The 23,143-nt window shown below is 38.0% G+C and carries 20 protein-coding genes and 1 pseudogene; 7 read left to right on the top strand and 14 right to left on the bottom strand.

All coding sequences use genetic code 11. From position 1 onward, the window contains the following. The first annotated feature begins 6 nt into the window (after positions 1-6). Positions 7-819: a hypothetical protein gene (locus tag JO40_RS08565; RefSeq protein WP_044978976.1), complete on the top strand. Its 813-nt coding sequence runs from the start codon at positions 7-9 to the stop codon at positions 817-819. A 48-nt stretch (positions 820-867) separates the two neighbouring features. Here JO40_RS08565 and JO40_RS08560 read toward each other — a convergent pair whose 3' ends face one another. Further along, positions 868-1,263 carry a GrdX family protein gene (locus tag JO40_RS08560; RefSeq protein ID WP_044978975.1) on the bottom strand — a complete coding sequence of 132 codons (396 nt, stop codon included), beginning with the start codon at positions 1,261-1,263 and terminating at the stop codon, positions 868-870. A 62-nt stretch (positions 1,264-1,325) separates the two neighbouring features. Further along, positions 1,326-2,750: an alanine/glycine:cation symporter family protein gene (locus JO40_RS08555; RefSeq protein WP_044978974.1), complete on the bottom strand. Its 1,425-nt coding sequence runs from the start codon at positions 2,748-2,750 to the stop codon at positions 1,326-1,328. Between the two features lie 294 nt (positions 2,751-3,044). Here JO40_RS08555 and JO40_RS08550 point away from each other — a divergent pair, with 294 nt between their 5' ends. From JO40_RS08550 to amrS, 4 genes and pseudogenes are all read left to right on the top strand, one after another. Next, positions 3,045-4,829 (top strand): phosphotransferase, encoded by a 1,785-nt coding sequence (locus JO40_RS08550; protein WP_084224563.1) that lies wholly within the window; start codon positions 3,045-3,047, stop codon positions 4,827-4,829. Then, a complete protein-coding gene (locus tag JO40_RS08545) occupies positions 4,829-6,397 on the top strand; it encodes a BCCT family transporter (protein ID WP_044978973.1) in 1,569 nt (522 codons plus the stop codon). The genes JO40_RS08550 and JO40_RS08545 overlap by 1 nt, the downstream gene beginning before the upstream one ends. A 168-nt stretch (positions 6,398-6,565) precedes the next feature. Beyond that, positions 6,566-7,708: pseudogene (locus JO40_RS08540) on the top strand (L-threonine 3-dehydrogenase); the annotation flags it as partial. 95 nt (positions 7,709-7,803) lie between these two features. Continuing rightward, the gene (amrS, locus tag JO40_RS08535; RefSeq protein WP_044978972.1) at positions 7,804-8,697 is read left to right on the top strand and encodes an AmmeMemoRadiSam system radical SAM enzyme; all 894 of its coding nucleotides are present in this window, start codon (positions 7,804-7,806) and stop codon (positions 8,695-8,697) included. 6 nt (positions 8,698-8,703) lie between these two features. Here amrS and JO40_RS08530 read toward each other — a convergent pair whose 3' ends face one another. From JO40_RS08530 to JO40_RS08480, 12 genes are all read right to left on the bottom strand, one after another. After that, positions 8,704-9,345 (bottom strand): MBL fold metallo-hydrolase, encoded by a 642-nt coding sequence (locus JO40_RS08530; protein WP_044978971.1) that lies wholly within the window; start codon positions 9,343-9,345, stop codon positions 8,704-8,706. Between the two features lie 31 nt (positions 9,346-9,376). Beyond that, a complete protein-coding gene (gene rpoN / locus JO40_RS08525) occupies positions 9,377-10,768 on the bottom strand; it encodes an RNA polymerase factor sigma-54 (protein ID WP_044978970.1) in 1,392 nt (463 codons plus the stop codon). Positions 10,769-10,838: 70 nt separating this feature from the next. Further along, on the bottom strand, positions 10,839-12,173 hold the full coding sequence (locus tag JO40_RS08520) for a TldD/PmbA family protein (RefSeq protein WP_044978969.1): 1,335 nt from the start codon (positions 12,171-12,173) through the stop codon (positions 10,839-10,841). Continuing rightward, positions 12,170-13,636 (bottom strand): TldD/PmbA family protein, encoded by a 1,467-nt coding sequence (locus JO40_RS08515; RefSeq protein WP_044978968.1) that lies wholly within the window; start codon positions 13,634-13,636, stop codon positions 12,170-12,172. The genes JO40_RS08520 and JO40_RS08515 overlap by 4 nt, the downstream gene beginning before the upstream one ends. A 98-nt stretch (positions 13,637-13,734) precedes the next feature. After that, positions 13,735-14,253, bottom strand: coding sequence for a hypothetical protein (locus JO40_RS08510; RefSeq protein ID WP_044978967.1), 519 nt, complete (start codon positions 14,251-14,253; stop codon positions 13,735-13,737). A 42-nt stretch (positions 14,254-14,295) separates the two neighbouring features. Next, positions 14,296-15,192 (bottom strand): DNA-methyltransferase, encoded by an 897-nt coding sequence (locus JO40_RS08505; protein WP_044978966.1) that lies wholly within the window; start codon positions 15,190-15,192, stop codon positions 14,296-14,298. Next, positions 15,185-16,051 (bottom strand): hypothetical protein, encoded by an 867-nt coding sequence (locus tag JO40_RS08500; protein WP_044978965.1) that lies wholly within the window; start codon positions 16,049-16,051, stop codon positions 15,185-15,187. The genes JO40_RS08505 and JO40_RS08500 overlap by 8 nt, the downstream gene beginning before the upstream one ends. Positions 16,052-16,116: 65 nt before the next feature. Further along, a complete protein-coding gene (gene purF / locus JO40_RS08495; RefSeq protein ID WP_044978964.1) occupies positions 16,117-17,580 on the bottom strand; it encodes an amidophosphoribosyltransferase in 1,464 nt (487 codons plus the stop codon). Positions 17,581-17,685: 105 nt separating this feature from the next. After that, positions 17,686-17,856, bottom strand: a complete 171-nt coding sequence (locus JO40_RS14070; RefSeq protein WP_144242265.1) for a hypothetical protein — start codon at positions 17,854-17,856, stop codon at positions 17,686-17,688. A gap of 177 nt (positions 17,857-18,033) precedes the next feature. Continuing rightward, on the bottom strand, positions 18,034-19,011 hold the full coding sequence (locus JO40_RS08490; RefSeq protein WP_044978963.1) for a dipeptidase: 978 nt from the start codon (positions 19,009-19,011) through the stop codon (positions 18,034-18,036). Then, positions 19,012-19,707: a hypothetical protein gene (locus JO40_RS08485; RefSeq protein ID WP_044978962.1), complete on the bottom strand. Its 696-nt coding sequence runs from the start codon at positions 19,705-19,707 to the stop codon at positions 19,012-19,014. It lies immediately after the preceding gene. 9 nt (positions 19,708-19,716) lie between these two features. Then, positions 19,717-20,430 (bottom strand): DUF5058 family protein, encoded by a 714-nt coding sequence (locus JO40_RS08480; RefSeq protein WP_044978961.1) that lies wholly within the window; start codon positions 20,428-20,430, stop codon positions 19,717-19,719. A gap of 293 nt (positions 20,431-20,723) precedes the next feature. On the opposite strand from JO40_RS08480, the gene JO40_RS08475 reads away from it, so the two are divergent. Next, entirely contained in the window at positions 20,724-21,911 is a 1,188-nt protein-coding gene (locus JO40_RS08475; protein WP_084224530.1) for a MalY/PatB family protein, read from the top strand. A 38-nt stretch (positions 21,912-21,949) separates the two neighbouring features. Next, positions 21,950-23,140 carry a DUF401 family protein gene (locus tag JO40_RS08470; RefSeq protein WP_245608812.1) on the top strand — a complete coding sequence of 397 codons (1,191 nt, stop codon included), beginning with the start codon at positions 21,950-21,952 and terminating at the stop codon, positions 23,138-23,140. Positions 23,141-23,143: the final 3 nt, after the last annotated feature.

The raw sequence follows: 23,143 nt of genomic DNA, 5'->3' as shown, positions 1-23,143 counted from the left end.
TTTTATATGAAATTAAAAGTACTATTTATTATATTTAATATCGTCTTAAGTTTATTATTGTTTACCGTTTTTTTCCTGCCTTTGTTTTATGCTGACGGTTCGTTTATGAGGGAATTTTGGAAGACAAACTGGTTTTTCGGTCCCGTATTTTTTATTCTGATACTGTTTGTAAATATCCTCTTTTTTAAAAACAAGACATTGATTGACTATATTGAGGCTGAAGATTGGTCATCTCTCGCCTCCCTGCTTGAAATGAAAATTTATACAAAAAAAAGAATAAACTATAAAAATTCAAAACTCTTAGCTGAATCTCTTATTCTTTTGGGAGATTTTTCTTCTATGAATAAGTTATGTTCCTTTTTAAAAGAACATAAATATAAGTATTTGATAAAATTAGGCCCAAAATTTGCTGCAGCTAAGATGATTTCGGGAGACTATCAGGATGTTTTTGAATTTACCTCATCTTTGCCTGTTTCAAATACGGAATCAAGTGAATGGCTTGTATTTTATTCGGCTCTCTCCCTACAAATGATGAAAGAATACGAAAAAAGTGCAGCTTTATTTAATAAAGTATCGGATACGGCTAAAAATACCCTTATAAAAACTCTAAGTACGTATTTTGTGGTCAATGTTTTAAAAGCCTATTCAAAATTAACTGAAGAGGAACTAAAAGAAAAATCTCTTCTATTGCGTTCAAGAATCAATAAAAATTATACTCACACTTCATGGAAAGAATATGTAGAATCTGAAAAACAGGAAATACATGCAATGATTTTAACAAAAATCATCGATGATGTAAGCTCGTGGCTTTTCTTTTAAATTCGCCAAAGCCTCACCTTCAGCTTATAAATGAATTTAAGATAGTTGTTAAAATTTTACCGAGCCCGAAAATAGATTATAATCCAGTTCTTGAAAATCTTCCAATACATCGTCAGGATAGGCGGGTATTTTACCTCTTTTTACACGTTCCATCGCCGATTCCCACAGAATCAGGGAATTTGTGTCAAGATTTTCCTGCTGTTCCAAAGCCATGCTGCGGTATGGGTGCTTGTGAAGCGGAATGTTTCCTGCCATTGCATGGTTTAAGAGCTTCCAGTTGGAATGGATCAAATCCCTTACTGTCTTAAAAACTTCATCTCTTGAATCCAAAAATTTAAGCTCATAGCGGTCTTTTAGTCCCGTTCTATCTTCTTCATAGAAAGTCTTAACTTTAGGGTTATTTGTGATAATAAGTCTTTTGTTAGTTTTTGAATCTTTTTGCATATCTTATGTTTTGGAAAATAAAAGTAAAGATAAAGGGCAGCTCAAGCTGCCCTTTTTAGTGTTTATTTATACTGGCTTGCGTCGTATGGGAGTCCCTTGTTATAGTCTTTTAAGACCTTAGCAACGGCTCCGCTTAGTAATAGCAAGGCTATAAGGTTAGGTATAACCATGATTCCGTTAAAGAAGTCGGTCAATTCCCAAACCAAATCTATCTTAAGCAAGCTTCCGACAAAAATGAAGATAACTACTAGGAGCTGGTAGGGAATAAGCCCTTTTGTTCCGAATAAGTATCTGATATTTGTTTCTCCGAAGTAGTACCAGCCGATAATTGTAGAGAATGCAAAGAAGAAAAGACAGATAGCAATGAAAAGATAGCCGAATGTGGTTCCGAACAAGTGTTGTGCAAAAGCTTCTTGAACGAGCTTAATTCCCCTCATTGTAGGTTCGCCGCCTTCAAATTTTACAACGCCTGAGCTCAAAACGGTAAATACTGTAATGTTTAAAACAACAAAGGTGTCGATAAATACGGCAACAATACCCAATACGCCCTGTTCCACAGGATGTTTTACATCTGCAACAGCATGAGCATGAGGTGTAGAACCCATACCTGCTTCATTCGAGAAAAGGCCTCGGGCAACACCGTAGCGGACAGCTCTTCCCATTCCGAAACCGAGTGCACCGCCCCAAACAGCTTTGGGATTAAAAGCACCCTTAAAGATCATAGCAAACATTTCGGGGATCTGAGATGCATTGATGATAATGACCACAAGACCGACCACAATGTAAACGATGGCCATAAGGGGAACGACTTTTTCGGTAACCGAAGCAATCCGCTTAACACCGCCCATGAAGATAATACCGGCAATTACTGCAAGAACGGCACCCGTTATCCATGTAGGAATATGGAAAGCGTTTTGGAAAGCATCTGAAATTGAATTAGCTTGAACCATATTGCCCATAAAACCGAGGGCGAGGATGATTGCTATTGCAAAGAAACCTGCAAGAAATTTTGAAAAGCCTTCTCCGCATTTGGTTTTTAAACCTGCGGAAATATAGTATGCAGGGCCTCCTACTGTTTGGCCTGAATCATCTTTTGTCTTGTAAATTTGAGCAATACAGGCTTCTGCAAAGTTTGTTGCCATACCTGCGAGAGCTGCAAGCCACATCCAGAAAATAGCACCGGGGCCGCCCATAATGAGGGCTGTCATAGCACCTACAAGGTTTCCCGTTCCTACCTGTGCTGCAATTGCTGTAGCAACAGCTTGGAAAGAACTCATACCGTGTTTTCCGGCTTTTTCTCCGCTTAAAGAAAAGTTACCGAAAAGGCGTTTCCAGCCGGCTCCGAATTTTGTGAACTGTACTCCTCCTAACCGGATTGTAAAAAACAAACCGGTACCGCATAGAAGCGGAATGAGGAAGTAAACGCCCCAGATAAATCCGTTAACCGAAGAAACCCAGTCTGTAAGATTTTTTAAAAATTGTTCCATAGTGCAATTAAACTCCTTTTACGCATATAGCGATATTGTTACTGATTTAAGCCTACAAGCGTCAAATCAGAACAACTTAACTATACAATCAAAACTATTATATTGTCAAGATATTTATAACGAAAAATTTTCTATTTTTATGTAAATTAACAAGATGGATTTACGTGAATTCACAAAATGGAGCCTCTAAAAAACTAAGCTTTTAGAGGTCTACCTTAAACTCACTTGCAGTGTTCACTTTTTTATATAAAAAGTCTTGACTTTGAACATTGTTTTTGTATAATATACTTGTCTATGAAAAAAAGATATTTTCAAATTATTGAGCTGATGCAAAAAGATAAGGATATTTCGCAAAGAAATATTGCAAAAAAAATAAAGATATCCTTGGCCTATGTGAATAAAATTTTATTAGATATGGAACATGACGGTTTTTTGCATACCGAAGGTATTTCGGCTTTTGGAAAAAAGAGGCTTACGGAAAAGGCTTTAAAGGCTTTTGATGAATGTAAGGTGGATAATGCAATCATTATGGCTGCCGGTTTCGGTTCACGTTTTGTCCCTTTAACCTATGCAACTCCTAAGGGTTTGTTGGAAGTATTCGGCGAAAGGATGATAGAAAGGCAGATTGAACAGTTAAAGGCTGCCGGTATTAATGATATAACAATAGTTGTGGGTTACTTAAAAGAAACCTTTGAATATCTTATAGATAAGTACGATGTAAAGCTTGTGTATAATCCGGATTTTAAAAACAAAAACAATCTTTCGACTCTTTATCACGTAAGAGACGAACTTAAAAATACCTATATTCTTTCAAGCGATAATTGGCTTAGGGAAAACATGTATCATTCCCATGAATATGATTCCTGGTATTCTTCCGTTAAGGTAACCGGCAAGACGAAAGAATGGATATTAAAGTTAGGTCTTCACGATAAAATTATGAGTGTGAAAGTGGGCGGAAAAAACGGCTGGGTTATGTACGGCCCTGTTTATTTTTCAAAAGGGTTTTCGGATAAGATAGTTCCGATGATTGAACAAGCCTATAAACGAGACGATACGGACGATTGGTATTGGGAAGATGTTTACATGCGGAACATAAAAGAGCTTACAATGTTTGCAAATAAGCAGAGGGAACATCAGGTATATGAATTTGAATCTCTCGATGATATCCGGCTTTTTGACTCTTCCTATCTTCTTTCATCCCATGATAAATGGCTTGAACTTATTTCACAAGTATTTAAAAGACCCGAGCACAGCATTACAAATTTAAAACCTCTAAAATTCGGGATGACAAATAAATCGTTTTTGTTTGAATTTGAAGGCGAAGAATATATTTTTAGAATACCGGGAGAAGGTACTCAAGCTCTTATTAACAGAAAGGAAGAATATGAAGTTTATAAGGCTGTTTCTCCTTTAAATTTAAGCGATTCCATTATTTATTTTGATCCTGAAAAAGGTGTAAAGATCAGCAAGTTTATTCCCAACTCTCATACTGCGGATGCCCGCAATCTTGAAGATTTAAAAAAATGTATGGCAGTTGCCCGCCGCCTCCATGAGTCCGGCTTAAAGGTCGGCCACTCCTTTACTTTACGTGAGCGTATAAATTATTACGAAAAAATTGCAAATGAAAAAAACGGTATTTTATATCATGACTATAATGAGATTAGAAATTTAATGAACGAACTTTTAGAATTGATTGAAAATACGGAAAAGCCCCATGTTTTAAGTCATATAGATCTTGTGCCGGATAATTTTATAATCAGCGGCGATGATGTGCATTTAATCGATTGGGAATATGCGGCTATGTGCGATCCCCTGATCGATATAGCAATGTTTGCTATTTATGCCTACTATGACAATACAGAACTTGAAAATTTGATGGAGCTTTATTTTCAAAGAAAACCTGAAAAAGGTGAAAGGCTTCGTATCTATTGTTATGTTGCTCTTTCGGGTTTTTTATGGGCTCTTTGGACTTGTTATAAAGAGGCTTTGGGCGTGAGTTTTGGAGATTACGGTTTAAAAATGTACCGGTATGCAAAGGATTATTATAAAAGGGTAAAGATTATAGTAGGAGATAATTGATGATGAACACTGAAAATGAATTAGGCGTAAAGGAACTTGAATTAAAAGACAAAAATGAGATTGACTGGCTTATAACAGTATTACCGCTGGCGGCGATAATATGTTTGACGGGGTTGATTCTCTTTTTCCCGGCGCAATCGATGAAGGTTGTTGATGCCCTTTGGTATGTTTTTGTAAACAAACTGGGCTTTTTCTATATTTTGCTAGGCTTGGGCCTTGTTTTTACTGCTATAGGTTTAGCCTTTTCCCGTTTCGGTACCGTAAAACTGGGTAACCTTGAAAAACCACGTTACGGAAATTTTACATGGGGCTCTATGATTTTTACCTCGACTATGGCAGCCGATATTCTTTACTGGTCTTTAATAGAATGGGCCTATTATTTCGGTGAAAGCCCTTTCGGTCTATCGGCTCTTTCGCTTGCAGAAAGGCAGGATTGGGCAGCCGCCTATCCTCTATTCCATTGGGGCATAACGCCGTGGGCTTTTCATATAGTGCCTGCCGTAGCCTTTGCTTATATGCTCCACGTAAAGGGAAGAACAAAACAAAAGCTGTCAGAAAGTTGTCGCCCTATTTTCGGGAATAAGATTGACGGCCCTATAGGAAAGATGATAGATGTTTTTTCGGTAATAGGTTTATTGGCAGGAACTGCTACAACCTTTTCCCTTGCGACACCTCTTTTATCCTTGGCTGTTTCTACTATTTTTGGAATTCCTCAAGGGAAGATTTTGACCCTTTCTATTCTTCTCATAATAGCGGCCGTCTACACAGCTGCTGTCTTATTGGGGTTAAAGGGTATTTCTCAGCTTGCAAAGGTTTCGGTTATCTCCTTTTGTGTTCTTCTAGGATTTGTCTTTATAGCCTCTCCTAAAATATATATAATTGAAACCAGTATAACCGGAATCGGAAAGGTTATTCAAAACTTTTTCGGTATGTCCACATGGATGGACCCATTGCGTATTTCGGGTGACGGCGGATCGGGATTCCCTCAAAAATGGACAATATTTTACTGGGCCTATTGGATAGCATGGTTTGTTGCAACTCCTTTCTTTATAGGAAAAATTTCGGAAGGCCGTACAATAAAAAATACTATAATAGGCGGGCTTATCTGCGGCATAGCAGGAACTTATTGTTCTTTTATAATTCTTGGAAATTACGGACTTCATTTACAGACTCACGGAATATTTGACGCTGCTTCCGCAATAAAGGAAACGGATCCTTCTCAGGTTATCTTACAAATTCTTAACACCCTTCCTTATGCAAAAATTGTTTTGGGTATTTTGATAATTACAATGATAGCTTTTTATTCGAGTACCTTTGATGCAATTACCTTGGTAATAGCCTCCTATTCTCAAAAGAATCTTGAAAAACATTCGGAACCTAAAAAAGGCTTAAGAGCTTTTTGGGCTGTAGTCTTTGTCATGCTTCCTGCAGCCTTAATCCTTGTGGGAACAAATTTAAATCAGCTGCAAAGCCTTTCAATTATAGCAGCCTTTCCTTTAGGAATTATAATAATCTTGATAGTCATAAGTCTTTTTAAGGAACTAAAACATAACGGAGGATATAAGTAATTTACTAAGAATGTACACCTGTCAGCGGCTGTCACTGACAGTCATTGACAACGTCATTAACATCGTTATTAACAACGTCATTAACATCTAGCACATAAAATAAAAATATGGTAAAATTAAAAATAGATTTTTTAGCAGAAATACATACTGCAAAAAAAAGGAGATAGTATGACTAAAAGAAAAATTTTGGTTACCGGTTCACTCGGACAGATCGGAAGTGAATTGGTTATGTTTTTGAGAAAAGAGTACGGAAACGACAATGTTATAGCTTCCGATATCGAAAAAAAAGATGTACCCAAGGTTATTGGAAGCGGTCCCTTTGAAAAGCTCGATGTCCTTGACGGCAAAAAAACTCTTGAGGTTTGCAAAAAATATAAGGTCAACACAATCATCCACCTTGCAGCCCTTCTTTCAGCCGTTGCAGAAAAAAATCCTCAATTAGCCTATCAGATTAACCTTACAGGTTTACACAATATGTTGGAACTTTCACGAGAACAAAAATATTCTCTTTTTGTGCCCAGCTCAATCGCAGCCTTCGGCCCTTCGACCCCTGCCGATAAGACTCCGCAGGATACAATCCAGAGACCTACTTCAATGTACGGTGTTACAAAGGTTGCCGGAGAACTTTTGTGCGATTATTACCATCAAAAATTCGGTGTAGACACAAGGGGTGTACGCTTCCCCGGTCTTATATCCTATGAAGCTCTCCCCGGCGGCGGAACAACCGACTATGCAGTTCATATCTACTATGAGGCCTTAAAACAAGGAGCCTATACTTCCTTTATCAAAAAAGGAACCCTTATGGACATGATGTACATGCCCGATGCCTTAAACGCTATCTTTAAACTTCTTGAGGCAGACCCTGCAAAATTAAAACACAGAAATGCATTTAACATCACGGCTATGAGCTTTGCACCCGAAACGATAGCTGCAGAAATCAAAAAGCATATTCCCAAATTTAAGATGAGCTATGATGTAGACCCGGTACGTCAGGCCATAGCAGATTCTTGGCCTAACTCCCTAGATGATTCTTGTGCAAAAAAAGAATGGGGTTGGAAGCCTAAGTATAACCTTGAAAGCATGACAAAGGATATGCTTGAAAAATTGAGCGAAAAGCTCGGCATTGAGCTTCCTAATACAAAACCTTCTGCAGTAAAGGTAAGCACAGCTAAGGCTCCCGCCGCTAAAAAGCCGGCAAAGCCGGCGAAGTCTGCAAAGGAGGCGAAGCCTGCTAAGCCTTCAAGCAAAGCTCCCAAGGCAGATGCAAACAAACCGGCAGCCAAACCTTCTAAGGCAGCCGCAAAAAAAAGTAATTTTATAAGTCATAAAAAACATTGTTGGATGTGTTTTACATCCATCGCAATAGAGATGCTCGAGCATCTTTTTAAAAGGACTTTAGGAGGGCTATGAAAGAAGCGGAATTTTGGAAAAACGAACCTTCATTTTCAAAAAAAGAAGACGATAAAATACGCTGCCTTTTATGCCCTCACAGATGTCTTATAAAAGAAGGACAAAGCTCCCGATGCCTTAGCCGCAAAAACATAGGCGGAAAACTTTATAGCTTAAACTACGGCAAGGTTTTGGGAGCAGCTCTCGACCCTATCGAAAAAAAGCCCCTATATCATTTTTATCCTTCATCCTATATCTTCTCGGTAGGAACCTTCGGCTGTAACTTTGACTGCCTATTTTGTCAAAACCACTCCCTTGTTCATTCCGTTCCAAAAAAAATAGAGGAGAAAACCAGCAATTATCGGGATGAGGTCAGTCCTGAGGAGCTGATTGGGGCTGTTTTAAAAACGCCCTCTATCGGCATAGCTTTTACTTATAACGAGCCCACGGTTTGGTATGAGTATATAAAGGATGTTCTCCCGCTTGCAAAAGAAAAAGATTTAAAAACAGTGCTTGTAACAAACGGCTTTATCGAAGAAGAACCCTTATATAAAATTCTTCCTATGGTTGACGCGATGAATATCGATCTAAAGTCATTTTCCCCGCAGTTTTATACCAAGGTCTGTAAAGGAAAAATAGAGCCTGTAATAAACACTATAAAAAAAGCTGCCTCAGAAATTCATCTTGAAGTTACCTGCTTGGTTATAGAAGGATATAACAGCGGCGACGATGAAATAGATGCCCTCTCCCAAATGCTTTCAAAAATAAGGCCGGATATACCCCTTCATATCTCGGCCTTCTACCCTGCCTACAAGATGAGGGATAAGGCCCCCACAAGGCCTGAAACAATCAGGCGCCTATGTAAGACAGCCCAAAGAAATTTAAAATATGTTTATCCGGGGAATATTTAAGATTCTCTAAATCTTTTCTATCCAGCCCCTTTCAGCACCTATCGAGGTATTGGAACCGTGCCCGGGATAAACGGCAGTGTCATCCGGCAGGTTTAAAAGGGATTTTAATGAGGCCTTCATCTTCTGATCGTCTCCGCCCAAAAGGTCGGTTCTTCCGTGGGAGCGGTAAAAAAGGGTATCCCCCGAAAAAAGCACTTTTTCTTCCTCATTCCAAAAACAAACAGAACCTTCGGTATGCCCGGGAGTATATAAAACCTTAAAACCGTTTACAATATCTCCGTCATTTAAAAAACCGGTAGGATCGGGAAAATCGTATTTCATAGCTTTTATATACCGCTCTGCACGGATTTGGCTAAAACATGCAATATGCTTTTCTTTTCCGTTTTTACCCAGATAGTCCGCATCTGCAGGATGAATCCATAAAGAAGAATCGGGATATTTCAGCATAAGGCAGGGCACGCCGCCCACATGGTCAAAATGCCCGTGGGTCAGCATAATTTCAAGTCTTTCGGCATTTTTGCTTTTTAGGTATTCCATCAATTCCTCATCCGTGCCGCCCGGATCAACGAGAAGAACCGTCTTTTTATCCAAGGGAAGAGCCCAAGTCTTTACAAAAAGCGGGCCGGTATAAATCTCCGTAATTTCCATATCTTTTTTATACGGCAATTCGGTAAAAATGTCAACTACGGTTATACGATGAAGGAAGTCCTATTTCCTTGCGGTACTTATTTACCGTTCTTACGGCGATATCGATTCCTCTTTCTTTTAAGATTTGAGAAATACGAGCATCGGTTTTTTTTTCAGTATCCGATTCGATAATTTCTCTTATTGCTTTTTCTACATAATCTTTTGAAAGGCCGCCGCTTACTTCCGGCGAAAATAGGTCTTTAATTTCAAAGATGCCCCACTCGCATCTTATATACTTTTGGTTTGAAACTCTCGAAACGGTAGAAGGGCTTAAGCCCACAATTTCTGCAATATCGATTTGTTTTAAGGGCTTTAAATACCCTGCCTGCATTTTTTCACTCTCCACTTCAACAGAAGGTTTGCAGGGGCGGCCTAAAAAAAAAGGCTCTTGAAAATGTACAATGGCAGTTAAGACTTTTAGTATAGTCTGATTGCGGTAGGCAAGAACACTCATAAATAGAGAAGCCTTGTTTAAAAAGTCCGACGCCTCTTTTTTTTCTTCCCGCGAACCCGAGTTTTTTATTCTTTCATATTCGGGAGAAATTTCCAAGGCAGGGACTTCCTCATCATTTATTATAATCTTAAATTCGTTTCCTTCCCGTTTTATCTCGGCAACCGGCACAATAAATTTTTCATCTACGGCTTCGCGTGAATAGGCAAGTCCCGGCTTAGGGTTTAAGGAGTTTATCAGCTCTGCAAGTTCTTCCGCCGTTTCCATATCTATAACGATTTTTTTTTGAGCAAGTTTTTTTATAAAAAGTTTTAAATCGGAAACAAAGACAAGAACTTCGTAGTGTTCTTTTATTATCTTTACACAAAGAGAATGTATGTTTTTATAGATATCAAGGATTTCGTGTGTTTTGGGAGACTCGCAAAGTATTCCGGCCTGCACAATAAGAGATTCTTTAATACCGGTACAGGCACAGCCTATCGGTTCAAGCCGTCTGACTATATTGAGGGCTTTTTTTATTTCAGTATGTTTTATTTTTTTTTCGGAAAGCATGTCTGCAAAGAGTTCTTCAAGAGGAACCCAATAAAAACCGTTTCGGTCTAAATTTTGGATGATGAGCATTGCAGCATCTAGAACATATTCATCCGTAATAGATTCTCCGGCTTGTTCAATCAGATGAGCTTGAAGGGTTTTGCGGGAATCATCTTCGATGCTCTCCAAAAAACTTTGATGCTTATCCCCCTCTTCAGCGGAGGCGGCACTCACTCGGGAAGAGGTTTTAAAAACAAGAGCCGGATTCCGCTTTACTTCTTTTATTACCTCTTCCTGAAGTTCTTCGCTCGATAAATTAAGCAGGGCAACAGCATTTAACATCTGCTGGTTCATCACCATCTTTTGAGATAGAATCTGCTGCTGCCTTTGCTTTAATATCATTTATTTTTTATCCCCAAAGGAGGACACCCCAAAGGGTGCACCCAAAAGGGTACTCCCTTTGGGGAGCTCCCTAAAGCGTACAGTTAAAATCCTTTACCAAGATGCCGGGAAGCGAAGCACCTCCCGTTCTTCTTCTGCCGTAGGTACCGGTATTTGCAAAGATTCGGCTTTCCTTTGTTACGGCCAAAAGGTTTTCCCCAAACATATTGTATAAGGATTCATCCCAGCGCATATCGGCAATCGGGGCAACGATTTTTCCGTCCTCTACCCAAAGGCAGGCAAAACGGGTCATGCCGGTAACACGGGCCGAGGATGTATCGCTCCAGTTTAGGTAGTTAAAGTTAGAAATATAAATACCCGTACCCAGCTCTTTTACGGCATCAGCTTCGTTTAGGTTTCCCGTTCCGATAACTATTGAACGCATACCCTCGCTTAAAGGGGCACCGTTGGATTTTACTCCGTACTGGGTTTCGGTTCTTAAGCTGACCAAGGTATTTTTAAGTTTACCCTTTTCGATTATACTTAATTTTTCGGGGGCAAGCTCTCCGTTTGAGTTAAAGGCAGGTTCAAGCCCTAGAGAAAAATCTTGAGTCAAATTAAACCTATCGGAAAAATGTTCCCTTCCCTCCTTTAAGGCAAGATAGGCACTGGAGCCTTGCTGCATACTCCTTTCGCTAAAACCGTCCCACGAAAAAAAGTCCGTTACATCAAGGAGGGCATCGGCGCTTATAAAAGCTTTATATTTTCCTGGTGCTAATTTTTTTTGAGGCGTGTGCAGAACTTCCAAGCCCTTTCGAGCTTGCTCTATCTTTGCCTTATATTGCGCATCACTCCATTCCGTTCCCGAATAAAGAGATTTTATACCGCGCCCGTTTTCAAGCCAGACCGAATAATCCAAAACAAAGGTTTCGGTTTGAAACCAATGGCTTGCCCCTGCTGAAGTTATAACACCCTTACAAATAACGCCCTGAGAATAAAGGCCTGCAAAGTCAAGGTCTTTAACGGGAGATAAAATAGTTTCGGGTATCTTATCTTCGGGCAAAAGTTTTCCCGTGTATATTGCCGAAGAGGTTTGCGAGGCTTCGGGAATTGACTGGTATTTGTCTTCGGGCAGAAGCATTATAGAGTCTCTAGCTTCTTGAAGAGCCTCTGCAGCCATCCTCTTATCTTTTTCCATACTCATCTGAATACCAAAACGAAAATCATGGGTGCGGTTTTTTTTCCAAAAAGTACAAGAAAAATAACCTTGATCAACCATTCCGTTTTGGCGTACCTTAGCCTTGCTAAAGCGCATAAAATAGCTTTTTTCGCCCGAAAAAGAAATCGAAATTTTTTCTCCATCAAGCAGTTCAGAAAGCATAAAATCGGCAATCGATTCAAAATATTCTTTAAAACTCATTTTCATTTTCCGCCTCCAAAAACTTCTACATCAGAAAATGCGCATACAGGACTTGCGTGTCCTACACTGATAACCTGATTCGGTTCTCCCTTACCGCAGTTAGGCGTTCCGTAAACATGGAATGTGGATTTGTCGCCTACGGCACAGAGGTTTCGCCAAAAGTTTTGAGATACACCTCGGTAGTTCGGGTCGCGTACGGTTTTGGTAATTTTTCCGTTTTCGATTAATTGGCCGTATTCGCATCCGAATTGAAATTTATTGCGGTAATCGTCTATCGACCATGAGCGGTTCGATGTCATAATAATTCCTTTTTCGATTGAAGAAATTATTTGATCAAAGCTGCTGGTTCCCGGTTCAAGGTTTAGGTTTGCCATTCTGTCTATCGGCGGCCGGTTCCACGAGGTTGCTCTTTGGTTTGCGACCATCTTGTCCGGCGGAACGGGTTTGCCTGCATAGAGGCGGCCTGCACTTTCGAGGCTTCCCAAGGCACAGACTAAAATTCCGTCCTTGATTATAAAGGTTTTCTTTGCCTGAGCTCCCGTCTGGTCGGCGGCAAAGGTGGCAAGCTGATATGGAATTGTAGGATCATAGCAGATATTCATAAGGCGTGAGCCGTATTGGAAGCTTCCTATATCTTCAGGCTTTATAAAACTGCCGCCTGCAAAGTTTCTTTCATCACCTAAAATGCGGTCAATTTCCAAGGGATGGCCGACACTTTCGTGAATTTGCAAAAGCATTTGGTCGGGCATAAGAACGAGGGTACGCCTGTCGGAAGGACAGGACTCGGCTCCCAAGAGCTCTATTACTTCATTCCCAACCCTTTTGGCCTCTACCTTGGATTTGGCAAAGTTTAAAAACTCATAGCCGCCCTGAAAGGTACGGGCACCTGAGCCATTATAAGTCCGTCTTTGGATTATGTCCCCTCGGCGGGCAGCAGCACCGAAACTTGAACCTATTGTGTAAAAATCTTGTAAGATTTTTGCCCCGCCTGAACTTAAAAGCTCTATTACCTCTTCGCCTAAATTTACATAGGCATGAGTGTCAATAACTTCATCAGAGACTTTTAAAATATTGCATATCTCAAAAAGATAATCGAAAATTTCCGTTTTGGAAGGGCGGGTCTTTTTACCCCTAAGAGTCTCGTATTTTAATTCCGTATCCGGCCTGACATTTTTGTCAAAATCGGCAATTTTAAAGGCTGAAGCGGTTTGAGCGGCATTAAAGGCTTGGCGGGCAGCTTCGGCAGCCCCTTGAGGCGTCATATTTTGAGTTGCCCCATAAGCAATATGCCCCTTATACAAGACTTCAACCATAAACCCCTGATCAGCCGAATAACCGGAAGATTCAAAAGCTCCATCCTGAGCCGCAAAGAAAGTATCCCTTGTGCGGTGAATGCGTAAAGTTACAAGCTCCGCCTTAGGAACGGCGTTTTTTGCAGCTTCAAGCAGACTTTCCGATGTATAAATCATATTTCCCCCTAAATAATTACTAGGGATATTATATCAAAAAGAGGCAAATTTTGCAATTGAAAAAAAAGAAAAAGATCAAGCAGGAATCTTTAACCTTATTATGGAGTTACAATAGGACCTAAAAAACATCTAATAGGATAACCTGATAATTGAGAATCTTCCTTTTCTACTAATAAAATTAAATCAATATATTTACCTGAAATTTTAAATACATCTCTCCAAAAAGCAGCAATTTTAATATTTGATAAATCTTTACCGGAAAAGACAAACCTCTCTACCGAATTAATTTCTTTACTCTCTATTAGATTATTTTCTTCATCAAAAATCATTAATTTTAAAATTCCGTTATATTTAAAATCTACAGGTATATTTTCCGTTAAGACTTCAAAACCTATATCCCAAATAGAATTATCATATTCAGTTTTAGTAAGTCTAACAGTTTCTGTTGAGCCTTTTACATCTAATTTTATAGAATCAAAATATATGGTATTTATATTAGTGTTGTATAACACAAATTTTTCGTCATTTTTATTTTTACCGATTACCGATTTCGGTATAAATATCAATACAATAACTACTGTAAAAATAGCACAAAAAAATAATATAAGTTTTTTCATGTTTAATTCCCATACAAAATTCTTGCTTTAAAGTAATTACAACTATGCAAACAACTGATTATCGATTTTATATGGATAAATCCTTTCATTTGCTAAATTTATATAATCATTATTTATTTCATACCCTATATAATGCCGTTGAGATTTCAAAGCTCCTATAGCCGTCGTTCCACTGCCCATAAAAGGATCCAAAACTATATCATTTTTAAAAGAGTATAATTGAATTAATCTATAAGGCAATTCAATTGGAAAGGGAGCCGGATGCCCCACTCTCTTTGCACTTTCAGCATTCATTGTCCAAATTGACTTAGTCCATTCCATAAATTCTTCGCGTTGTATAGTATTTTCTTTTTGTAATTGTGGACGTTTATAATCTCCTTTTGAGAAAACTAAGATATATTCATGAATATCTCTTAATGTAGGATTTGACGCGCTTTGCCAACTGCCCCATGCTGTTGAAGGACTAGCACTTGCCGCCTTATTCCAAATAATTTCTCCACGCATATTAAAACCTATATCAACCATCATTTTTGAAATATAATCGGATAATGGAATATACGGCTTACGTCCTAAATTTGCAACATTTATACATGCCCTCCCTCCATTTACAAGCACCCGATATGTTTCGGAAAAAGCATTTTCAAGAAGTTTTAAATACTCCTCTAATGATAAATCATCATCATATTCTTTCGATACATTGTAGGGGGGAGATGTTATCATTAAATGCAAAGAATTATCAGGTATCTGACTCATATTTTCACAAGAACCTAATATAATAGAATCAAGTAATTCTTCCGGAAAAGGATTCTCGATATCCGAAATAATTTGCTCTTTTTTTTCTAATTCTTTATATAATCTTGAATCATAAAATTTACTGGAATCATGGTTTATTCTGCCTCTAACTCCAAAGCTGCTAGTTTCAGTACCGGATTTATTCATTACAACCTCGCAATAATTTTAAGAATTTTTCACCTTTTTTAACATCATCAATTTCTTTTGCCGCAATACTTATTATCTTGCCAAGTTGTTTTTTTGAAATCATAGAAGAAAAATAATGCCGTTCTTCCGATAAAATTCGTTTACATAAATTCTTCAACTCATGTTCATCAGTAATTGTTATAAAACCTTTTTCAGGAGATTCAAAAATAAAATCCGATTTTGTAGGATTTGGGTTTAAACTATAAAAGCCCTGAATAACTCCGGCTGATTTTAAAAAATCAACTTTTTTTGAATATGTAGATGTTATTGGACTGTTACCTAAAATGATTATCGGGATAGTATTTGCATTTGAACCGGAAACTCTAATATTAATAGATTTTCCTATAGCTTTTAACATTGAATCTGATCTAAGCAGAGACGGATTTCCTTTATGACTTTTATAATCTCCGATTAAAGTTAAAGTATCAGGTTGTTCAAAGCGATAATTTGAAACAATACTCATTTTTATTTCAAAAATGAATTTTATATCTTCTGCTTTTTGATTGATAGTATTTTTGGTACAAAGCGCCAGATCGGCACTGGACGATTTCGTCAGTGCAATTTCTTCACAAACTACACCATTAATAGCGTATAAACCGAATTCTTCAGCAATAGGAGAAAAAATTTGTTTACACCATTTTTCTGTAAATCGACCTATAAGTGAATTTCTGCTTTGCAGTGTTTGTCCTTCAGAATCAAAATCTTTGGGTATATACGCATAATAGCCGGATTGTAAGTTATAAAAAAGTTGTTCAGGGGAGGCAAAAGATTTTAGAGCTTCTTTGAAAAAATATTTTTCCGTTTGTTCATTCCATAACATATTTTATCTCCACAATATGATATACATTTTAATTAAATCAGTAAAATTTTCAAGGTAGGAGCTCTCTACTCAAAGCTGTTCTTATCGGCGGCGGCACTGACATCGACGGGGTATTTACCGTCAAAGCAGGCACAGCAAAAGCGGGTGTTTGCTCCGGCATCTTTCATAGCCTTGAGCATACTTTCTTGGGACAGATAAACTAAGGAGTCGGCTCCGATGTGTTCCCTGATTTCTTCAACCGTTTTTTTGTGGGCGATGAGGTTTTCGGGGTTTCCCATATCTACGCCCATAAAGCAGGAGTACCGTACAGGAGGAGAAGATATTCTGATGTGTACTTCTTTTGCACCCGCTCCCCTAAGCATTTTGATTAAGGGTCCCATGGTGCTTCCTCTGACGATGCTGTCATCAACCACTATGATGCGTTTTCCTTGGACAGCTTCTGAAAGAACATTGAATTTCATCGCAACGCCTTGGTCCCGCAATTTTTGTGTAGGCTGAATAAAGGTGCGTCCTATGTAGCGGTTTTTTGAAAAGCCTTCATCATAAGGGATGCCCGATTCTTGGGAATAGCCTATGGCCGCCGAACGGGACGAGTCGGGAATGGCTATAACTATATCGGCATCAACGGGGGCATTTTTTGCAAGCTCCTTGCCGAAATTTACACGGGATACATGAACCGATGCATTGTTCCAAACCGAGTCGGGGCGGGCAAAGTAGACGTACTCAAAGATACATGGGGAAAGAGGCTCCTTAGGCGGAATGCGCATACAAAGCTCGGCTCCGTTGTCTATAAGTTTTAGAATTTCACCGGCTTTTACCTCAGTAAAATCCTTGCATCCAAGGGTTAAAAGAGCACAAGACTCGCTTGCTGCAACCGATACTCCGTCCTGAAAACTTCCGACACAAAGAGGCCTGAAGCCCCAAGGGTCTCTGGCTATGTAGATGCCTTCAACCGTTAAAACGGCAATCGAAAAAGCTCCTTCCCATTCTCGCATACACGAAGCTATACGCTCCGCCCAAGAATCGCCCTTGGCAGCGGCAAGCATCATAATCATAACTTCGGTATCCGAGGTAGAAGAAAGGCCTACCCCTCTTTCCAAAAGTTTTTGCCTTAAATGCGGGGCGTTTACAAGGTTTCCGTTATGAGCAAGGGCTATAGGCCCGTGCATTGTTTCTATATAAAAGGGCTGGATATTTCCAAAAGAAGAAGAGCCCGTAGTCGAATATCGGGTGTGGCCTATGGCAGCATAGCCTTGAAGGTTCGATATATCGTGCTCGGTAAAAATGTTTGAAACAAGGCCGGGTTTTTTGAAGACTCGGATGTGTTTTCCGTTTGAAACAGCCATACCGGCAGCCTCCTGTCCCCTATGCTGAAGAGAAAAAAGAGCATAGAAAACCGAGCGGGCAGCATCATCCAGCCTGAAAGGCAGCCTTTCAGGATTTTCCGTCTTATAGGAATTTGAATCCCAAACAGCCGCAATTCCGCATTCTTCCCCCAAACTCGATTTAAAAATATCATCCTTGCTCATTTTTCCCTATTCTCCTTAAATTTCGCAAAAATAACAAAGGGAGACCCTCATCTTACAGAAAGAGCCTCCCTCTTCGGCGTTTTAAGAACTTTAAAACCGGATCGATTAATGAAAGTCTTTAGGTCGTCGTTCAACTCTTTTACATTTTGAACATTCTGCAATATTTTTAATCTTACCGTTATCGACCATTGTTTTTAATACGATTTCTCCGCCGCAGGGACAATTAAATTTTTGAGTCGCAGCAGCAGTTCGTGAGTTTTTACTTGCACCAGCCATATGTGCCTCCTAGTTATTGTTACGCTATCTTGATAAGTATAAAAAAAAATGGGTTTTCTGTCAATAGATGGACACACTTTGTGTCACACTTTGTGTATCACTTTTAACTTTAATAATTAAATCGAGGGGGAACCTCTAAAAACTGAAGCTTTTAGAGGTTCCTTATTATTCAATGTTCTATTTAAGGACATCTTTTAGAAATCTTTCGGCATTTTTATACGCTAACATTTCTATTTCATGTTCCGTCCATCCGTCTTTTTTAAGCGCATCAAAAAGAAGATAATACTTATCACAGCTGTTAACTTCCAAGTTACCGAAAACTCCATCGAAATCCGAACCGAGTGCTAGAACTTCTATTCCTCCTATATTTTTTTGGTGGTTTAGATGTTTAACCATTAAGGCAACGGTGCTGTCTTTACTTGTTATATCTTCATTTAAAAATTCCGGCCCTAAATTAAGTCCCATCACTCCGCCCTTGTCCGCCAATACCTTTATCATATCATCAGTCATATTTCTTGTATGAGGACTTAATATGCGGGAATTCGAATGCGATGCTGTAAACGGTTTTTTTGAGTATTTTGCTACATCATAAAAGCCTCCATCAGAAAGATGGCTTACATCAATGATTATACCCAATTTATTCATACGTTCAATAAGCTCAATTCCAAACGGCTTTAATCCCCTATTCATAATCGCAGGGTCTTTTGAATTGGGAAAACCTATACAGTTTTCATTATTCCATGTTAAAGTTATTAACCTAATGCCCTTTTCATAAAAGTGATCAAGCCGTTTTAGATCGCCATTGACAGCTCTTCCGTCTTCGAGAGTTAAAAAAGCAGATATGATATTTTGGCTTTTATTTTTTAAAAACTCGTCATAGGATTTGCATATTTTTACATAATCAACTTTCTCTATATTTCTTTTTATTTGATCGAGTAAGCTTTCGATGTATTCATCATCCGAAATTACAGGTCTTTTTATAAATTTGAATATAGATTCGGTTAACATAAAAATAGCAAAAAACTGAGCATATGCCCCTGATTTTTTTAACCTCTCAAAATCTACGGAAAAAGATTTATTGGATACAACCGTTTCTCCAGGTTCTTCTTTCCATGTCAACATTAAAGTGTCGCAATGCAGATCGATATAATTCATTTACTCCGCCTTTTTGTTTTTTTCAATTTTGTGAAAAATATAACCATATATAATAGTACCGCCGATAACTATTGCCAATTTAAAAGTGCCTATGCCCGGTATGAATCCTATCAGATAGTATATAATAGCAGTCGGGATAAAATATTTGATGGCTTTTTTCGGTTCTCCTTTAAAGCGCATTACAATAAGTGATCCAAATAGAGACGGCAAAACATATTTAAAAGATTTAATTACTACCGGCGGGAAAACTGTAAGTAGTTTTTGACCTACAATAATTACAATCAGTAGAATACACAAATTTACAAATACTGAAGTTGCAACAGCAATAATAGTTGCAATATTTCCACGCGGTTCAGTTACATCTGATTTAAGAGCATTTTGAATTGAAAGAGCTACAGGTACTCTCATGTTTGAGACATTTCCTGCAAAATACCCCATATAAGTTCCTGCACTGCCGAGTATAGGAAAATAACTCATCGGTTCGGTCAGCCACATGCCTATGCCGAATGATGCTATAGCAATAGTTACGCTTGCAAAGGCGGAAGCGCTTTCACTCCATCCCTTTACAAAATACATGTATCCTATAGGCAGAAATGAAAGTATGAGTGCTATGAGCATTGAAAGTCTTCCCCATTTATGAATACCGGGAATAAATTTGTTTTCGTAATCAGTAACTAAGTTATTAGTAGTTTCCATAAAAATCTCCTATTTAAAAATAAATTCAGTTAAAATAATCGAACTGCCGAGCCCTACAACCAAAGCAATGGCCAGCATCCATTCGTAGATCCATTTTTTCTTGGATTTTTCTGCGTACATCGACAATAATAGAGTTATACCGCCTGAAATAAACATTACTATAGCTTCAACCTTTCCCTTGCGGAAATTGTCGATTGCAAAATAGCCTATAAGAGCTATAGATGCGATAAAACCAACTATTTTTGCAAAACTGCCTTCAATATTTTTATTTTTTATCAAAGAACGTTCCATTGGTTTTAAACTAAAAAAGCAGTTGATAAAGTAAGGAGCGCTTCCTAGAATCATTGCATAAAGAACTAAAATGAAAACACCTGTTGTTATGTTAGCATTTGCAAGCTCTACACCCAAAGCATCTGCTGCAATTCCGGCTAACATTAACTCGTAATTTGCAGACCCGATAACTCCAATGCGCATAAATGCTGCTCCGGAACCCAACATAGCCATAATTGTTAATGCCGCTACCATTACGGAAAAAGCGGGCCCAATAATTGAAAAAATTCCGGTTCTTACTGAAATCGTTACCTCTTCTTCCGTGAGCAGTTTATGTTTCTTGTTAAAACTTAAAGCTTTTTTTAGAAATACAGCTGCTTGGATGACGACGAAAGATGTCAGTATAATGGCAAAAATCCACACAGTTCCGTTTACAATAGTAATTGTATTCATAAGACCTCCTACACCGGCTCTGCAAGTTTTTGGGCTGTTAAAAACATATACGGCAATTTTGCAAAGCGCAGTGATACATAAAGATATAAATAGTTAAGATTATTAACTATTTATATCAGTATAACATCCATATTCGATATTTGTCAAGAAAAAAATTTAAAAATTTGTCGAAATATTTTCGATTTTTTTAAATTTTTAACATAAAATTTTGACATTTTTTTAAATTTTGCTTGTAAAGTTTATATTTTTAGTGTATACTATTGATTAGACCCTTAACTATCAGGAGACAAATTATGTATGATTTTGAAAACACCCTACCACGAAAAAAAATAGGAGCAGCTAAGTGGGAACTTATGTACAAGTGGAAGCCGGACGTTTCGGACGGCATTATTCCGCTCTCTGTAGCTGATATGGAATTTAAAAACCCGCCGGAAATAACTGAAGGTCTAAAAAGCTATCTTGATAGACTGATTTTAGGTTATTCTATGCGGTACGAGGATTATGATAATGCCGTAATCGGTTGGCTTAAACGTAAGCATGGTTATACTGTAAATCCTGAAATGATTATTCAGACTCCCGGTATTGTAAATGCTTTTTTTGCCGCAGTAAATGCCTTTACCGAAAAAGGGGACGGAGTAATTGTCATGAGACCGGTATATTATCCTTTTTCTATGGCTGTTGAGATGAATGACAGGGAACTTGTGAACTGCCCTCTCTTATGTGATAAAGATTATTATTATACAATAGATTATGACGAATTTGAACGCTTAGCAAAACAGCCTAAAAATAAACTTTTGATTTTCTGTTCGCCTCATAATCCTGTCGGCCGTGTATGGAAAAAAGAGGAATTAAAAAAACTTGCCGAAATAGCCTTGGCAAATAACGTTATAGTTTTTTCCGATGAGATTTGGAATGATCTTGTAATGCCCGGTTATAAACACACTCTTATGGCAAGCATTTCAAAAGAAATAGCGGCAAACACTATAACTGCGACAGCACCTTCAAAGACTTTCAATGTGGCAGGGCTTGCTACATCAAATATAATTGTTGAAAATGAAAACATTAGAACAAAATATTCTGACATGCTTCAGAAGATGAGATCTTCAAGCGTAAATGCTCTAGGCTTTAAAGCCTGCGAGATAGCTTATACTCAGTGTGATAAGTGGCTTGGAGAGCTTCTTCAAGTTCTTGACAAGAATCAAAAGCTGGTTAAAGACTATTTTGATGCCAATTTCCCCATGCTTAAAAGCCGATATATTGAAGGTACTTATCTTCAATGGGTTGATTTTAAGGCACTCGGAATGGATAATAAAACTTTGGAAAACTTTATGCACAATGAAGCCCAATTTTTTACAGATGAAGGTTATGTTTTCGGTTCTGAAGGAGACGGCTTTGAAAGAATCAATGTCGGCTGTCCCACTAAAATTTTACAGCGGCACTTGGATATGCTAGGTGACGCATTAAAGAAAAAAAGATTTTAAAATATTATATGCAATTAGTCTATTTGGGGATAATATTTTTGGCTATTATATTGGGGCTGGCCTTGAAGCGGCCCCTTTATCAGGCCATAATTTTAGGGGTCGTTTTTTCAGTTATCTTGTATAAGATCCCTTTGCCTGATTTTATATGGATAGTCAAAGATGCCTCTTTAAATTCTCAAACAATATATCTTTTACTTGCTTTTTATGTCGTTACTTATTTACAACGTATGATGGAAAACAAGAATCTTCTAATGCTTGCTGAAAAATCTCTTGAACAAATGTTTCATTCTAAACGCATAAATGCAATGGTTGCCCCCTTTATAGTAGGATTGCTTCCTTCACCGGGAGCGGTACTTATTGCGGCTCCTATAGTAGATGCCGCCTCGGAGGATAATCTTAATGTTAATGAAAGAACCTTTGTAGCGAGTTATTATAGGCACATATCAGAGCTATTTATGCCCACTTATGCTTCAATACTTTTAGCTCTAAAACTTACCGGTGTGGATATGACAGCCTTTGTTATAAGCATGCTTCCAATGGTTTTTGTTCTTTTTTTACTGGGTTTTATATTTTACGTAAGAAAGATACCTAAAAATACGGATAAAGACAAAAATCAGGATAAAAAAGATGCCGTTTACTCATTTTTTAAAGCTCTATGGCCTATAGCACTTACAACCTTGTTAATTCTTGTATTGAAGATTCAGGTTGTTTTTGCAGTTTTACCGGCAATTATAATAATGATTTTTATTTATAAATTTAAATTTTCCGATTTAAAAATTTTTGCAGTTAAAGCTTTTGAAGCAAAAATGCTTTTAACTTTTCTACTGGTTATGATTTTTAAAACAGTATTGGAGTATACTCATGTTATTGAAACTTTGCCTAACTTTTTTGGAAAACTGCCAATTCCGGTTACTGCCGTGTTTTCGATAATAATTTTTTTGGGAACAATAGTCGCAGGAGCTCAAGCCATGATAGCTATGATAGTTCCTATTGCTTTTTCGACAATACCTAATGCAGGACTGGGAGAATTAGTCCTTTTTATGAGTATAAGTTATATTGCTTCACAAGTGTCTCCTACTCATATTTGTCTGGCAATAATAACCGAGCACTATAAAACTTCATTCCTATCTTTGATAATAAAGACCTTACCGATAATAATTTCTTTTATAGGCATCGCATTTGGTTACAGTTATATTTTGATTAAGTTTATCGAAGGCTTATTGTATTAAGAC

Source organism: Treponema putidum, from assembly GCF_000755145.1.
Classification (GTDB): Bacteria; Spirochaetota; Spirochaetia; order Treponematales; family Treponemataceae; genus Treponema_B; species Treponema_B putidum.
Note: the sequence above shows the minus strand (reverse complement) of the source record. Positions and strands in the feature narration are given on the sequence as shown.

What these genes read in the sequence shown, in the direction of transcription:
- JO40_RS08565 (WP_044978976.1), top strand. Translation starts at nt 7, where the DNA reads ATGAAATTAAAAGTACTATTTATTATATTTAATATCGTCTTAAGTTTA.
- JO40_RS08560 (WP_044978975.1), bottom strand. Translation starts at nt 1,263, where the DNA reads ATGCAAAAAGATTCAAAAACTAACAAAAGACTTATTATCACAAATAAC.
- JO40_RS08555 (WP_044978974.1), bottom strand. Translation starts at nt 2,750, where the DNA reads ATGGAACAATTTTTAAAAAATCTTACAGACTGGGTTTCTTCGGTTAAC.
- JO40_RS08550 (WP_084224563.1), top strand. Translation starts at nt 3,045, where the DNA reads ATGAAAAAAAGATATTTTCAAATTATTGAGCTGATGCAAAAAGATAAG.
- JO40_RS08545 (WP_044978973.1), top strand. Translation starts at nt 4,829, where the DNA reads ATGATGAACACTGAAAATGAATTAGGCGTAAAGGAACTTGAATTAAAA.
- amrS (WP_044978972.1), top strand. Translation starts at nt 7,804, where the DNA reads ATGAAAGAAGCGGAATTTTGGAAAAACGAACCTTCATTTTCAAAAAAA.
- JO40_RS08530 (WP_044978971.1), bottom strand. Translation starts at nt 9,345, where the DNA reads ATGGAAATTACGGAGATTTATACCGGCCCGCTTTTTGTAAAGACTTGG.
- rpoN (WP_044978970.1), bottom strand. Translation starts at nt 10,768, where the DNA reads ATGATATTAAAGCAAAGGCAGCAGCAGATTCTATCTCAAAAGATGGTG.
- JO40_RS08520 (WP_044978969.1), bottom strand. Translation starts at nt 12,173, where the DNA reads ATGAAAATGAGTTTTAAAGAATATTTTGAATCGATTGCCGATTTTATG.
- JO40_RS08515 (WP_044978968.1), bottom strand. Translation starts at nt 13,636, where the DNA reads ATGATTTATACATCGGAAAGTCTGCTTGAAGCTGCAAAAAACGCCGTT.
- JO40_RS08510 (WP_044978967.1), bottom strand. Translation starts at nt 14,253, where the DNA reads ATGAAAAAACTTATATTATTTTTTTGTGCTATTTTTACAGTAGTTATT.
- JO40_RS08505 (WP_044978966.1), bottom strand. Translation starts at nt 15,192, where the DNA reads ATGAATAAATCCGGTACTGAAACTAGCAGCTTTGGAGTTAGAGGCAGA.
- JO40_RS08500 (WP_044978965.1), bottom strand. Translation starts at nt 16,051, where the DNA reads ATGTTATGGAATGAACAAACGGAAAAATATTTTTTCAAAGAAGCTCTA.
- purF (WP_044978964.1), bottom strand. Translation starts at nt 17,580, where the DNA reads ATGAGCAAGGATGATATTTTTAAATCGAGTTTGGGGGAAGAATGCGGA.
- JO40_RS14070 (WP_144242265.1), bottom strand. Translation starts at nt 17,856, where the DNA reads ATGGCTGGTGCAAGTAAAAACTCACGAACTGCTGCTGCGACTCAAAAA.
- JO40_RS08490 (WP_044978963.1), bottom strand. Translation starts at nt 19,011, where the DNA reads ATGAATTATATCGATCTGCATTGCGACACTTTAATGTTGACATGGAAA.
- JO40_RS08485 (WP_044978962.1), bottom strand. Translation starts at nt 19,707, where the DNA reads ATGGAAACTACTAATAACTTAGTTACTGATTACGAAAACAAATTTATT.
- JO40_RS08480 (WP_044978961.1), bottom strand. Translation starts at nt 20,430, where the DNA reads ATGAATACAATTACTATTGTAAACGGAACTGTGTGGATTTTTGCCATT.
- JO40_RS08475 (WP_084224530.1), top strand. Translation starts at nt 20,724, where the DNA reads ATGTATGATTTTGAAAACACCCTACCACGAAAAAAAATAGGAGCAGCT.